A 14,064-nucleotide genomic window follows, 5' to 3' on the forward strand; every position below is an offset into this window, starting at 1 on the left:
GGTTTATTGCTCTGCAACGGCTGCAGTCAGCGCCTCTTCAAAGATACTCAAACCTTCTTCGATAATCTCATCAGACGCGGTCAATGGCACCATGATGCGAACCGCATTTCCGTGCATGCCACAAGACAGCAGGATCAGACCGCGTTTCAGCGCATGCGCACAAACCGATTTGGTCAGAGCAGCGTCTGGAGTTGCGGTTTCAAAATCCGTTACGAACTCAACGGCAAGCATTGCGCCCAAACCGCGGATGTCCCACATCCGGTAGGGGGCAGCACGGGCACCAATTTCTGCAAAACGGCTGCGGAAATGTTCCCCAAGTGCTGTCGAGCGGGCCAAAAGCCCCTCTTCCTCGATTGCCTGAATCGCGGCAAGCGCGGCTGCACAGGCAACAGGGTTGCCACCGTAGGTTCCGCCAAGGCCACCGGGCGCCAGCGCGTCCATAACGTCGGCACGGCCAATGACACCAGCGATCGGATAGCCGCCCGCCATACTTTTGGCGACGGTGATAAGGTCAGGAACAACACCGGAATGCTCGATAGCGAACCATGTGCCGGTACGGCCGAACCCTGCCTGAACTTCATCAGCAATAAGCAGAATACCGTGTTTGTCGCAAATTCCGCGCAGGGCCTGCATCAGTTCGGTCGGGACAGGGTAGTACCCGCCCTCGCCCAGCACCGGCTCCAGAATAATTGCTGCAATACGATCTGGCTGCGCATCTGTCAGGAAAAGATTTTCCAGCGCCGTCAAAGCATCAGCAACTGTAATGTCGTTGCGCTTGCTTGGGAACGGAGCACGGAAGACATCGGCAGGGAACGGGCCAACGTCCTTCTTATAAGGCGAAATCTTCCCGGTCATACCCAAGGTCAGCAGCGTGCGGCCATGATAGGCGCCGGTGAAGGCAATAACACCTGTACGACCAGTTGCAGCACGCGCAATTTTGACCGCGTTCTCGACAGCTTCGGCACCTGTGGTCACCAGCAGCGTTTTCTTGGCAAAATCGCCGGGTGCGAGTGCATTCAGCTTTTCAGCAAGTGCAACATAAGGCTCGTAAGGTACAACCTGAAAGCTGGTGTGCGTGTAGTGATCTTCCTGGGCTTTCGCCGCCTCAACCACCTTCGGATGGCGATGACCCGTGTTCAAAACCGCAATGCCGCCAGCAAAGTCGATGTAGCGGTTGCCTTCAACATCCCATAGCTCTGCGTTTTCTGCGTGGCTTGCAAAAACAGGTGCCGCTGATGCAACCCCATGTGGTACCGCCGCCTGACGGCGCGCCAAAAGCGAAGCATTGGTTTTAGCGTCTGGCGTCGCGCTTGAAACAACCTCGATTTTGGCTTTTTTCTTCGCACGCGCTCTCGCGGGTTTCTCTTTCACAACATTTGCCATAATAAACTTTCCTTCATAACGTGACGGCTTGAACTGTTTAGTATTTCAATACGGTGTTTATTTTAATTGTCAATCATGCGAAATACTAAAATAAATCGCGATTCAAAACACTAAAAATACTCTGTTTTGCTTTCCGCTTTGTCATTGTGATGCGGCAACGATAAATAATGCATTGAACAATATAAGAATTCAGGGTGTGATCCACAAAAGGCCAGTCAATTGGATATCGGAAAAAAGCTACAATCTGTAAGAAAACAGCGCGGATTGTCTCAGCGGGAACTTGCTAGTCGGGCCGGTTTGACGAATGGCACAATCTCGTTGATTGAGAAGAACAAGACCAGCCCTTCCATCGCATCGCTTAAAAGCCTGCTCGACGCCATTCCCATGAGCATGTCGGAATTCTTTTCTTCATTTGACGATGAAAACACGCCGAAGTATTTTTTCACCGCCAGCGAGTTCACCGAGATTGCGCCGCAAGTTTCAGGCGACAGCCCGGGGGCATCTGCACAGGTGTCTTTGAGGCAGATCGGCGGCTCATCCCATCACGCGCTACTGATGCTGTACGAAACCTACCCGCCTGAATCCGATACCGGTGTCGAACTTCTTTCGCATGAGGCGGAGGAAGCGGGTGTTGTCATAAGCGGTTCGATTGAAATCACCGTCAGCGATCAGGTTCGTGTTCTAAGCGCGGGGGATGGTTATATCTTTGACAGTCGCCTGCCGCACAGGTTTCGTAACACAGGCCAGCAGGAGTGCGTGATCGTAAGCGCCAGCACCCCTCCAACCTTCTAATCCGGCTTTAAGACACCCACCGATGTTTGTTTTCATAGGGCATGGTCTGCATGGGTTTTCCTGCAACACGCGTGATCGCCAGTTGAAAAATACGATCAGGGCTCTTTGAAAAACTAAGATGTGGCTTCAACGGATCACCCATTGAAACGCTGACGACTGCTGGGGTTCCGTTGTCATAGCTCAGCTGCTTACTTTGAATAAGTTGCTGGGTATGCTGCTCCAGCAACTCGTGGCTTTCACGGCCCGAATTCTGGAAAATACAAACAAAGACGCCTTTTCCAACGTAGGACATCAGGAAAAAGCCCCTGGACATCAGTGTTTCGGATATAGCGCAGCCAACTTCTTTCACGAGACGCAAGAATTCCGAAGAGCTGCCCTGCGTGTGAATAATTTCGGCCTGATCGACCTTCACGGCAAAGATCGTTGAATTGTAGAGCCGCGACTTGGAAAGTTGATTTAGGTAATTTGAAAGCACGTCATATTCGACCGCGCCCTCTATCATTTCCAGACTATTTGCATCCGAAAACTCCACTTTTGCGTCAGTTGAACCATCGGCTTGGCATGTTGGTTCGGAAAACTGACGAGTCCAGTTTTCTTTTTGCTCTGCAATCAGGTTTTCCGCCGCCAGAATTTTTTCTCCAATTGCCATAACATCGAAGGGTTTTGTGACATAATCGGTAGCACCAGCAGCGAAGGCCTGATCGATGTAAGATTTGTCGTTCATTGCCGTCAGCATGAAGATTGGCGTTGTGCGATATCCGGGCAATGCACGGATTTTTCCACAAAGTTCGATCCCGCTCATTCCAGGCATCTGGATATCGAGAAACAGGCAGTCAAATCTGTCGTCTTCGTTTGCGATTGTCGTCAGTGCCTCTTCAGCAGACATGCTGATCGAAACGTCGTGATCCCCGCAATTCGACAAAAGCAACGGTACTAGCTCTGCAATGAACTCGTCATCATCTACTGCCAGAACTTTCATCCCTAAACTCCATAGTTGCATGCGCTGCATTTGGATTCAGCCTAGGGAACAGTGCATAAATATTTATGGAGATATTGTGGCCTAATCGTGTTTTTGCCCGCCAATTCAAGGGTAAATACCGCTTTTCTAACCCTTTTTGATACGAGTTACACATTTTTCAGAACAAATCTCTGGCTCAGCATTTTGTCTGAACTTCAGGCTTTAGCAACAAAACAGCTAACGCTGGCGCCACGCTTCTGAACGCTTCAGAATAGCGCGCGATCCCACGGCATGCAGTAATCTGGCCGCTGCGTTCGTGTAAAATATCATCATGCCCATAGCGGCGGCTGGTGCGATATCGCCTGCGTCATCCATGTTCAGAACCGCGATAGACGCAAGTGCTGTATCGGTTGAATACAGGAACACCACAGCAGAAACCGTCGTCATCGCGTTCACAAACAGATAGATCGAGATGTTCAGTATTGCAGGCATACAGACCGGCACTGTGACTCGCGCAAAGAGCTTGTAAAATGGCTGCTTGAGTGACGAGGCCACGCTCTCGAATTCCGTATCCATCTGCTTAAGGGCCGTCACCGCAGTCAGGTGAGAAACCGTGTAAAAGTGGGTCACTGTCGACACGACCAATATCGCCATCGTCCCGTAGATGAAATTCAAAGGGTTCGCTGGGTTATTAAAGAAGAAGATGTAGGCAAGACCCAGAACCATGCCCGGAATGGCCATGGGCATCATCGCGAGCATCTGGAATCCTGATCTGCCCTTGGTGAAATCGCTGGTTTTCTCGACCATGTAAGCCCCGAGGAAAACCACAACCGTTCCGACAAATGCAGTGAGAAGCCCCAGCTTGATCGAGTTTTTGTAGGCGGCCCACCCGCCCCCATCCATCCGGTCAAAGGCGTAGTTGTTCAGCGAAAGGCTCATATCATAGGGCCAGAACTTGATGAGCGCGGCCATTTGGCAAATTCCGATGATACCCAGAATGAAAACTGCAACAAGGCTGCAGTAAAACAGCCAGCCGGTGTCTGCCTTGCGGTCTGGTTTTGGCTCGAACACGACCGAGCGCGCAGTCAGACCCGCGACTTGTTTTTTCTGCACTTGCCGGTCAATTGCAAAGGCAAGCAAGGCTGGCAGCAAAAGCACAACAGACACAACCGCGCCCATTTCAAAGTTCTGCTGCCCGATCACCTGCTTGTAGATATCAACAGCCAGAACATTGAACTGCCCGCCGATAACCTTTGGCAGACCAAAATCGGTGATCACAAGGTTGAAGACAACAAAGGCCGCCGAGATCAGCCCATACCGCGCCCCGGGAATTGTGACGGTCCAGAACGTACGCCACCTGCTGGCCCGCAAGGATACCGCCGCTTCATAAAGTCGTGCATCAGAGATCGACAAGGCCGTGCCAATGATGAGCATTGCATGGGGAAATGTGAAGAAGACCGAACCAATCACAATTCCGATAGGGCCATAGATGCTCTGCCCCATGAGCAATCCTTTCAGGATGCCCTGATTGCCGAACAAATAGACAAGCGCAATACCCGGCAAAAGGGATGGCACAAGAATGGGTGCCATCGCAACCAGCCTGAAGAAGCCTTTGTATTTCATGCAACTGCGGCTCAACGCGTAGGCAAACCAAAATGCAAGCGTCACTGTTATGATCGTTGAAACCGTCGCAATGAAAACCGAGTTTCCGATCGAACGGAACAATGCAGGGGTCGAAAAATAGCGCGTGAAGTTTGACATACCGCGGCTTTTGACCGGCCTTACAACGACCTTGCGAAAGGTGTTGCTGTCGACCTCCACGCTTTCGGTACCGACGTGCCGTTCTGATCCGACGAGAAAGACAGACTTTTCATCTGTTCCGGCAACACGGTACATCACCGGACTTCTGAAACTAAAGTCCGGAAAAAACTGCGTCAAACTCAGGCGGCCATCTCCCTTGGCCGCCATATCAGAATCGCCCAGCAAACCAAGTTCAGCGTTCAAATCTAATAATGTGACCGGGCCTGTTGTGAAATTGCCTTCCTCATCGCTCGCCTGAACGCTGAACTGGCTAAGATCGTAATTATACACCTCAAACGCTTTGGACAGCATCGCATAAAGCGGAAAAGCAAGGGTGATAATCAGGTAAAGCGCGATGACAACGATAAACCCACGTTGGATCAGCGCGTCCGTGCCAACCTTTTTACGTATCTTTGGACCCGGTATGGATTCGACAGAACTCATTGTTCCGCCCCCGAGGTTTCAGAAAAGGCTTTCAGGCGATCAGCCGGAAGCTCAACTGTAATTTTTTCACCTACTGCCAAAGACAGCCGCCGAACCGCATTGATTGAAAAATCCGCCGTCAGATCCAGACCTTCGGCCTCTTCATCGGATACCGATGTGCGCCAGAAAGACCCCAGAAATTCCATTTCCTTTATCACCACGTCAAATGTGTTTTGCAGCGTTTCAATCACATCAGGCGTACCCGGCAATCGCACGTCTTTGTCATGCGGAATAACGTCTTCGGGGCGAAGCGCGGCAATCACTTTGCTACCGGGTGCGAAATCACCCGTCCGGCACAGCAATGTCCTGTTTCCGACCCTGACTTCACCCTCTTTCGTCACTTCCGCGGGAACCTGGTTCATCTCGCCAATGAAATCCGCAACAAACAGCGACACCGGATCGGTATAAATTTCGGTGGGGGTGCCCACCTGTTCGATCACGCCGTGGTTCATCACGACGATCCTGTCTGCCATTGAGAGCGCTTCTTCCTGATCGTGGGTCACCATGACAGTTGTAACTTTGAGCTTTCTCTGCAGCTCTGTCATTTCGTGACGCAGGTGCACCCTTACTTTGGCATCTAGCGCTGAAAGTGGCTCATCCAATAGCAAAAGCCCCGGTGAGGTCGCGATTGCGCGGGCAAGCGCGATCCGTTGTTGTTGCCCCCCGGAAAGCTGTGCTGGGTATTTGTCACGTTGCTCGGGCAAGCCAATCAGTTGCAGCAACTCGTCGACCCGCTTTTTAACCTCTGCCTTGTTTTTTCCAGCGTTCTCGAGGCCAAAGGAGATATTCTCGCTGATCGTCAGGTTCGGGAAAAGTGCGTAGGACTGAAACACAATCCCAAAATCGCGCTCTGCTGGTGGAAGGTTCGAAACATCTTTTCCAGCCTGATGAATGGTACCTGCAGTCTGAATATCAAGTCCGGCAATTGCCCTTAGCAGCGTGGTCTTGCCGCACCCTGATGGCCCGAGAAAACAAAGGAATTCACCTTCTATGACATCCAGAGAAATATCTCTGAGCGCGACGAATTGCCCAAAGGATTTCCATAAATCCCGGATTTTCAAGAATGTAGTCATTGCAGTTCCTGTTGCTAAGCCACCGCAGAAATTTTTCATGCGATCAAAATGCGTTAAAGCTAAAGCGTGCTGGTTTTAGCGTTGGAGAGATCGGCAAAAACCGATCTCTCCTGGTTTTCAAATCTCTTATTTTGGATCTGATTTTCCGTCATAACGGCTTTGCCATTCTTCAAGAATAGCGGAGCGGTTGTTTGCAGCGAATTCAAAATCATTATCGATCATCATTTCTGCAAGGTTCTCTGGGAAATGCTCGACTGGTTGTGCAACGCCGGGATAAGCAACAACAGCATAGCCTGTGTTGTACATTTCGTTGGCAGCGCGCGTAATGCTCCAGTCAACCAAAGTCTGTGCAGCTTCAAGACTGTCAGTACCTGCAACAATTGCGGTTGCTTCCATGTCCCAACCTACACCTTCAGTTGGCACGATGATTTCGATCGGCGCGCCTGCTGCTTTGGATTTTGCACCGCGGAAGGCAAAGGAAATACCAATTGGTATTTCACCAGACGCTGCAAGCTTGCAAGGCGCGGAGCCGGAATGGGTGTAGCGTGCAATGTTGTTGTGCAGCCCATCCATATATTCCCAGCCGCCTTCTTCACCAAAGATTTGCAGCCAACTGGACACATCCAGAAAACCGGTTCCCGAAGAATTCGGGTTCGGCATAATCAAATGCCCTTCATAGACAGGGTCAAGCAAGTCTTGCCAGCTTGTCGGGACGGGTAAATCGAGCGCACCTGCTTCGACAGTATTGTAACAAATCGCAGCGACCCAGGCGTCCATGCCAACCCATTGGGGAGGGTCGCTTTGGTCTACGAACTTTGGATCAAGCAGCTCAACGCCCTCAGGCGCATAGGGCTCCAGCATGCCTTCAGATTTGAACAGCAGCAATGAGGTCGCAGCTAAGCCCCAAATCACGTCTGCTTGTGGGTTGTCTTTTTCAGCCAGCAGCTTGGCCGTAATGACACCCGTTGAATCACGCACCCAGTTGATCTGAATATCCGGGTGATCCGCATTAAACATTTCGGCGTATCGCGCAAGGTCTTCGGCTTCGACAGCCGTGTAGACCGTGAGCTCTTCGGCCAGCGCACCAGATGCGAGGCCAACAGCCAGTGCTGACGTTAATAGCCATTTTTTTGAATTGGTCATCTCTCACTCCTTGAAGAACGATTCCGATGGGTGAATCCCACCTTGGTATTGTATTTTGATTATTGTGACAGCTTTACGATAACTAAAATCTATTATTCTTATCGTTCCATCAGCTGAACACATAAGTCAGATTGACGTTGCCATCAAAATGACGCCTGCCAGAACAATCCCTGCAGCTAGAATTCTGGGTTTCCAAGGCCGCTCTCCCAGGAAAAGCACCCCGATCAGCGCTGCAAAGATGACGCTTGTCTCTCGCAGAGTGGACACCAAACCCAATAAGGTCAATGATTTTGCGTAGATCACCAGTCCATAAGCAACCGCTGAAACCAGCCCCCCAACCATTCCCGTGGCCCAGACTGACCGCTTCACAAACAGCATTTCACGCCCCCGTCGCCAGAAAATGAAACCGACGACGAAAATTTCCGAAACAAACAGCCATCCTATATACCCAATTGCGCCCTCCGCAACACGCACACCCATACCGTCAGCAATCGAATACGCCGCAATGCAGGTCCCGGTCGCAAGGGCTGCTCCGGTCGCCTTGGTCGCCGCTGCAGACATAAGTGCGCGTCTGGACAGCAACAGGATGCCTGCACTTACCATCAAGATGCCGGCCCACGCCCCGGCAGGCAGAACCTCACCCACCGCAAACTGTGCCCCTAACGCAACCAGAACTGGCGCTATTCCGCGTGCTATCGGGTAAACCTGCGACAGGTCGCCCAACCTGTAAGAGTGATACAAAAGAAAATAGTAAGCCCAATGGATCAGGGTTGATCCAGCAATGAACGGCCAGCTTGCAACCGCTGGCAGAGGCGCAAGCAAAACCAGCACCAGTCCGAATACAACATGGCCCAGTGAGATCAGCGCCAGCACAATGGCCCTGTCCTCTGACGCCTTGACCAACCCGTTCCAGACAGCATGCAGAACAGCCGCCAGCAGAACAATTGCAAAAGCTGTCGTGCTCACCCCGGGATCATTTCGGAAATCGCCGTTTCCACAATATCAAGGGCGCGATCAAGATCGGCCTTGGCAATGGTAAGCGGCGGGGAAAGGGTCAGCACACACCCTTGGCTGATTTTGAAACTCAGCCCTGCGTCCAGACATTTGTAGTAAATCTGTTCAGCAATATCCTTGCCCGCAGATTTGCTGGCCTTGTCCGTGACAATCTCGACCCCAAACATCAAACCCCGCCCGCGCACATCGCCAACGATTGGGCAATTTTTGCCAAATTCAGATAGTCTGTTCAACGCGTAAAGCCCAAGCTTTGCCGAGCGTTCGACAAGACCCTCTTCTTCGATGATTTCAATCGTTGTCAGGGCAGCACGTGCTGTAACCGGGTTTTTTTCATGCGTGTAATGCCCAATGGCAAAGTCACCACAAACATCCAGGTCTTCATGCGCGATACAGGCGGCAATTGGAAGTATCCCGCCACCCAGCGCCTTACCCAAAACCGCAATATCCGGAACGATATCGTCGTGTTCAAAGGCAAAGAACTTTCCGGTTTTACCAAGGCCCGTTGGAATTTCGTCCATGATCAGCAAGGCACCATGGGCGTTACAGGCCTCGCGCACCACCTTCCAGAATCCTGGTGGTGGTACATAGGGCACGGCGCGCATAGGCTCGGCAATAACGGCGGCGACGTCGCCTTCGCGTTCCAACACAAATTTAACCATTTCAGCACAGGCAAGACCGCAGACATCAGGCCCCGCGTGGTTATAGGGGCAGCGGTAGCACGCGAAAGGTGCCACATGCTCTGTACCCGAAAGCAAAGGGCCGGCGATATGCGAGCGGAAGGTTGCTTCACCACCAACGGACGCAGCCCCAAGCCCTGCCCCATGAAAGGAATCCCAGAACGATATTGTCTTGAACCGCCCAGTCGCAGCCCGGGCAATTTTCAGAGCGACTTCATTGGCATCTGACCCACCTGTCGTAAACAGCGTTTTGTTCAGTTTGCCCGGCGCAATGTCTGCAAGCTTCTCAGCCAGTGCAACTGCGGGCTCATTCGTGAACCTGCGGGGGGCGAAAGGCAAATCATCAAGCTGCGCTTTGATCGCTGCGACAAGTTTTGGATGGCCATATCCGATATGGTGCACCGAATTGCCGTGAAAATCCATGTAACGGCGCCCATCCAGATCTTCAATCCAGATGCCTTCGGCGCGTTTTATTGTGCTCACGCAGGGACTTGAAAGGCTTTGATGAAGAAAGGCATCAGAATCTCGTTTCAGCAATGGTGCAGAATTTGGGCCGATCGATTTTTCGAGCCATTTTTGCCGCGCTTCAGAAGTATTCGACTCCCCTTCCGTGTGGCTGAAACGTTCAAATGTTTTCTTCATGCAGTCCCCCGGAAAAAAGCAAGGCCCGAAGGCCTTGCAGCCATTTCATTGAATTTCTTCAAGTCCACGGGAGGGAGAAAGTCTTGACATTGGTGAAGCTTTTCATGGCTTCGATAACGCCTTCTTTGTAGCCGTTTCCGCTATCCTTGATGCCGCCAAACGGTGACATTTCAATGCGGTAGCCGGGAACTTCCCAGATGTTCACGGTGCCAACGACCAGTCCGGTGATGTAGCGCTGCATCCGGTGGAAATCATTGGTGCAGACACCAGCAGACAGGCCAAAGGCGGTGGAGTTAGAGATTTCCATTGTCTCGTCGTCGTTATCAGGAACACGCACGATCGGAATAACGGGGCCAAAGGTTTCTTCCATCACCAGTTCAGAGCTGTGCGGTACATGATCGACAACAATCGGTGGCAGCAAAGCGCCTTGGCGGCCGGGATTGTAAAGCACCTTGGCACCTTGCTTTTCAGCCATGTAAACACGGTTCTCAAAAACCTCTGCGGCCTGCGCATGAACAACAGTTCCAAGATCGGTGTTGGGGTCCATCGGGTCGCCAAACCTGATTTTCTTGGCACGCTCCAGAACGAGCTCTACAAATTTATCTGCCACGCTTTCCTGACACAGGATACGTTTCACCGCAGTACAGCGCTGACCGGAGTTCTTGGTTGCCCCTGCGACCGCAAGATCAGCCGCCTTGGCCAGATCATCATCACTGAGGTCATTGCAGATTATGAACGGGTCGTTGCCGCCCAGTTCAAGTACCTGACGTTTGTATACGGCCTTACCCGCGATCATCTTGCCAACCGGAACACCACCAGTGAAGGTCACCAGTTCGATGTGTTCGTTGGTGATCATCTCGTCACCAATATCCTGTGGCCAGCCGGTCACGACCGACAGCATCTCTGGTGGCAACCCTGCCTCGTACAGGGCATCCGCGAGCCAGATCGCCGTCAGCGGCGTCAGTTCCGTTGGTTTCACAACCATACAATTGTTCGTCGCAATCGCTGGTGCGATCTTGTGACTGACCATGTTGAGCGGATGGTTGAACGGTGTGATCGCAGAGATCGCACGCAATGGCTCGCGCGTGGTGAATATCTTGCGTGCCTTACCATGTGGCGTCAAATCGCACGAAAAAATCTCGCCATCATCATGAATGCACATCTGACCGGCCAGCGTGTAAACATCAAAGGCCCGCCCGCATTCATAGAGACTGTCAGAGATCGAAATTCCGAGTTCCGCCGTGATGATTGGCGCAAGCTCTGCCTTGCGTTCATCAATGATTTTGGCGACGTTCAGCAGGATTTTCTGGCGCTCGTAGCGTGTGAGTGTCGGCTTGTAATTCGCCGCTATCTCAAACGCTTCGCGCGCATGTTCCGCTGTGCCGGCAGGGACAGAGCCGATCACCTCGTCCGTATAGGGGTAATGCACCTCTACACGGGCTTCGGTGTCAACTTTACGTCCGGCAATCCGCATGGATTCATGGCGCATCTCGATAGGTGGTTTCCCCATAGTATTCTCCCTGAACCCTGAATTACTGCGCAGCGGCCATTGTGGCATAAAAGAACGCATCAAAATTGCGCAATTCGGGCGCGTTCCCCAGATCGATCTTGCGATTCACGATGAACGGCACTCGTTGTTCCTGAAGCCCACCATGGCTACGCAATGGTTCCTTTAGCGCTGCCAAATCATGCCTGTGCTCAGACGTGCCGATGGCAATATCCGCACCCGATGTCAGAACGATATCTCCGATCCTGTCGGCAGGCAGTTCAAAGCGCGCACAGGCCTCTTCACGGCCAAGGACTGTTTCGATCCCGGCGATCTTTGCCAGACGGTCGATGATATCCTGGCGATCAGCCCCTTCCGGCAAATACGCCGTTGCAAAAGACCCAAGTGCTCCGTGGTGCACCACATAGGGGTCGGTGATCGGTAAGATCACCCGCGCCGCCGCTTCGCCCAACCATTCGTCAAGCACGTCCTGCACATAGATCACATTAGGCGAGCCATCCGCATGATGCTTTGGCTTCATGCCGTGATCCCCGGTAATGACGATCGCGGCGCCCAGCGCGTCAAGCTGACCGAGATATTTGTCGAACATCTCGTAAAAGTCGTTCGCCTCTTTCACGCCCGGTGCATATTTGTGCTGCACAAAATCAGTGGTGGTCAGATACATGACATCCGGCTTCCATTCTTCCAGAAGCTTCACACCGGCCGCAAAAACGAATTCGGACAGACCTGCAGAGTAAACCTCTGGCACCGACATCCCGAGCCAGGCGCTCGCGTTGTCAATACCGTGTTCTGCTGCTGTTGCGACGTCAGATTTTTCAGCTGAGAAACAGATCGCCCGGTCCTGGTCGAATTCAAGCCCGGCGCCCAATAGCGCACGCAGCTTGTCCTTTGCCGTGACGACCGCCACCTTGGCGCCCGCATCATAAAATTGCTTGAAGACCGTTGGCGCGCGCAGGAAGCGCACGTCGTTCATCATCACCTCTTCCCCGGTTTCCGTGTCATAGAGGAAGTTACCGCAAATCCCGTGCACTGCCGGTGGGCGACCCGTCGCGATCGAAAGGTTGTTCGGGTTTGTGAATGACGGGATCACCGAATGCGCCAGCCGCACCGTTCCGGTTTCCTTGATCCGTGCAAGATGCGGCATCAGCCCCGCCTTGATTGCCTCATCAAGATAGGCCGGTTCACAGCCATCAAGGCAAATTGCAATGGCGCAGGTCTTCGGAGTCGCGTAAACGCGCTCGTTTGCAACAACCGGGGTTTGAATTGTCATTTTTATTCCTCTTAGAAATTCAGGCGGCCAGCTTGGCGCGTTCAATCAGGGCTATTTCGGGGGGCGAGGCATCTGCCACGCCCATTTCGACAAGGGCTTCTTTCGCAGCGCGCACAACATTTCGCATGACGTGTTCATCCATCTGCCCGATACATCCGATACGAAAGCTGTCAACGACAGTAAGCTTGCCGGGGTAAATGATGAACCCTTTGTCCTTCATCAGTTCATAGAACCGGGTGAATTCAAACCGTTCGTCTGCCGGGCAAAAGAACGTCACGATGATTGGCGACAACCAACGGTCTTTCAGCAGTGTCTCAAAGCCAAGGTCGCGCATACCTGCAACCACAACGTCGCGGTTTCGGGTGTATCTTGCACCGCGTGCAGCAACCCCGCCCTCTTCTTTGTGCGCGCGAAGCGCAACCAGAAAGGCCGCTACAACATGCGTCGGTGGCGTAAAACGCCATTGGCCGGTCTTGTTCATATGCGCCCATTGTGCATGCACATCGAGGCTGAGTGAATGACTGTTGCCTTTCGCAGCCTCAAGCGAATCCTTACAGGCAATGATAAAACCAAAGCCCGGCACACCTTCGATGCATTTGTTTGCCGAGGAAACCATCGCCTCATAGCGCACCTCGTTGATATCAAGGTCAACCGCGCCAAAGGCGCTCATACTGTCGACTAGTAACTTACGACCAGCTGCCTCTACCGCGTCCGAAATCTCTTTGACCGGATTCAGGATGCCAGAGCTTGTTTCACAGTGAATGGCAAGCACATGCGTGATATCCGGGTCAGTTGCGAGAATTGCCGCGACCTCGTCACCGCGTGGCGGCATGTAGTCGCCCTTGTCAACAAAGCTCAATCCACGTTCTAAATACTTAACAGTTTCCGCAGCCCGTTTGCCGTAGGCCCCGTTGGCCAAGACAAGAACCTTTCCGGATTTAGGAACAAATGACCCAATCATCGCCTCAACCGCGAAAGAACCACTGCCCTGCATCGGAACACAGTCCAGAACACCCTCGGTATCGCCTGTAAGCGCCAGCAAGCCCTCGCGCAACTCGACGGTCATAGCGCGGAACTCACCGTCCCAAGACCCCCAGTCGCGCAACATTGCCTCTTTGACAGCATAAGATGTTGTAAGGGGCCCTGGCGTCAGCAAGAATGGTTCGCCCAACCTTGGGGATTCCAGCCTCCCGGCGTTCATTTCATTTTGACTCTGAGGTTTGGACATTGACCAGATCCTTCTCGCATAAACGTCCGCGTTAGCGGCACATTGAAACGAGAGCGTATATTTGTAAAATCGTTATTTTAGATTGTCACATCGA

Annotated in this window: 11 protein-coding genes; 1 reads left to right on the forward strand and 10 read right to left on the reverse strand. The window is 52.4% G+C overall.

The window, feature by feature from the left end:
• Positions 1 to 3 precede the first annotated feature (3 nt).
• Positions 4 to 1,383, reverse strand: coding sequence for a 4-aminobutyrate--2-oxoglutarate transaminase (gene gabT / locus J4E70_RS06065; protein WP_213888203.1), 1,380 nt, complete (start codon positions 1,381 to 1,383; stop codon positions 4 to 6).
• 219 nt (positions 1,384 to 1,602) lie between these two features.
• Here gabT and J4E70_RS06070 point away from each other — a divergent pair, with 219 nt between their 5' ends.
• Entirely contained in the window at positions 1,603 to 2,175 is a 573-nt protein-coding gene (locus tag J4E70_RS06070; RefSeq protein WP_213888204.1) for a cupin domain-containing protein, read from the forward strand.
• A gap of 7 nt (positions 2,176 to 2,182) precedes the next feature.
• Here J4E70_RS06070 and J4E70_RS06075 read toward each other — a convergent pair whose 3' ends face one another.
• The 9 genes from J4E70_RS06075 to J4E70_RS06115 all read right to left on the reverse strand — a co-directional run bounded on the left by J4E70_RS06075 (position 2,183) and on the right by J4E70_RS06115 (position 13,970).
• Entirely contained in the window at positions 2,183 to 3,154 is a 972-nt protein-coding gene (locus J4E70_RS06075) for a response regulator (protein ID WP_213888205.1), read from the reverse strand.
• 216 nt (positions 3,155 to 3,370) lie between these two features.
• Positions 3,371 to 5,377, reverse strand: a complete 2,007-nt coding sequence (locus tag J4E70_RS06080; RefSeq protein ID WP_213888206.1) for a putative 2-aminoethylphosphonate ABC transporter permease subunit — start codon at positions 5,375 to 5,377, stop codon at positions 3,371 to 3,373.
• The gene (locus J4E70_RS06085; protein ID WP_213888207.1) at positions 5,374 to 6,489 is read right to left on the reverse strand and encodes a putative 2-aminoethylphosphonate ABC transporter ATP-binding protein; all 1,116 of its coding nucleotides are present in this window, start codon (positions 6,487 to 6,489) and stop codon (positions 5,374 to 5,376) included. Before J4E70_RS06085 ends, J4E70_RS06080 begins: the two co-directional genes overlap by 4 nt.
• Before the next feature lie 126 nt (positions 6,490 to 6,615).
• Complete coding sequence (locus J4E70_RS06090; protein WP_213888208.1) at positions 6,616 to 7,632, reverse strand: putative 2-aminoethylphosphonate ABC transporter substrate-binding protein; 1,017 nt, start codon at positions 7,630 to 7,632, stop codon at positions 6,616 to 6,618.
• A gap of 126 nt (positions 7,633 to 7,758) precedes the next feature.
• Positions 7,759 to 8,598 (reverse strand): EamA family transporter, encoded by an 840-nt coding sequence (locus J4E70_RS06095; protein ID WP_213888209.1) that lies wholly within the window; start codon positions 8,596 to 8,598, stop codon positions 7,759 to 7,761.
• Complete coding sequence (gene pbfA, locus J4E70_RS06100) at positions 8,595 to 9,965, reverse strand: (R)-1-hydroxy-2-aminoethylphosphonate ammonia-lyase (protein WP_213888210.1); 1,371 nt, start codon at positions 9,963 to 9,965, stop codon at positions 8,595 to 8,597. The genes J4E70_RS06095 and pbfA overlap by 4 nt, the downstream gene beginning before the upstream one ends.
• A 58-nt stretch (positions 9,966 to 10,023) precedes the next feature.
• Positions 10,024 to 11,475, reverse strand: coding sequence for a phosphonoacetaldehyde dehydrogenase (gene phnY, locus J4E70_RS06105; RefSeq protein ID WP_213888211.1), 1,452 nt, complete (start codon positions 11,473 to 11,475; stop codon positions 10,024 to 10,026).
• A gap of 22 nt (positions 11,476 to 11,497) precedes the next feature.
• Complete coding sequence (phnA, locus tag J4E70_RS06110) at positions 11,498 to 12,742, reverse strand: phosphonoacetate hydrolase (protein ID WP_213888212.1); 1,245 nt, start codon at positions 12,740 to 12,742, stop codon at positions 11,498 to 11,500.
• A 19-nt stretch (positions 12,743 to 12,761) separates the two neighbouring features.
• On the reverse strand, positions 12,762 to 13,970 hold the full coding sequence (locus tag J4E70_RS06115; RefSeq protein WP_246531640.1) for a 2-aminoethylphosphonate--pyruvate transaminase: 1,209 nt from the start codon (positions 13,968 to 13,970) through the stop codon (positions 12,762 to 12,764).
• Positions 13,971 to 14,064 lie beyond the last annotated feature (94 nt).

Origin of the sequence: Pseudohalocynthiibacter aestuariivivens, from assembly GCF_018457175.1 — a bacterium.
GTDB classification, from domain to species: Bacteria; Pseudomonadota; Alphaproteobacteria; order Rhodobacterales; family Rhodobacteraceae; genus Pseudohalocynthiibacter; species Pseudohalocynthiibacter aestuariivivens.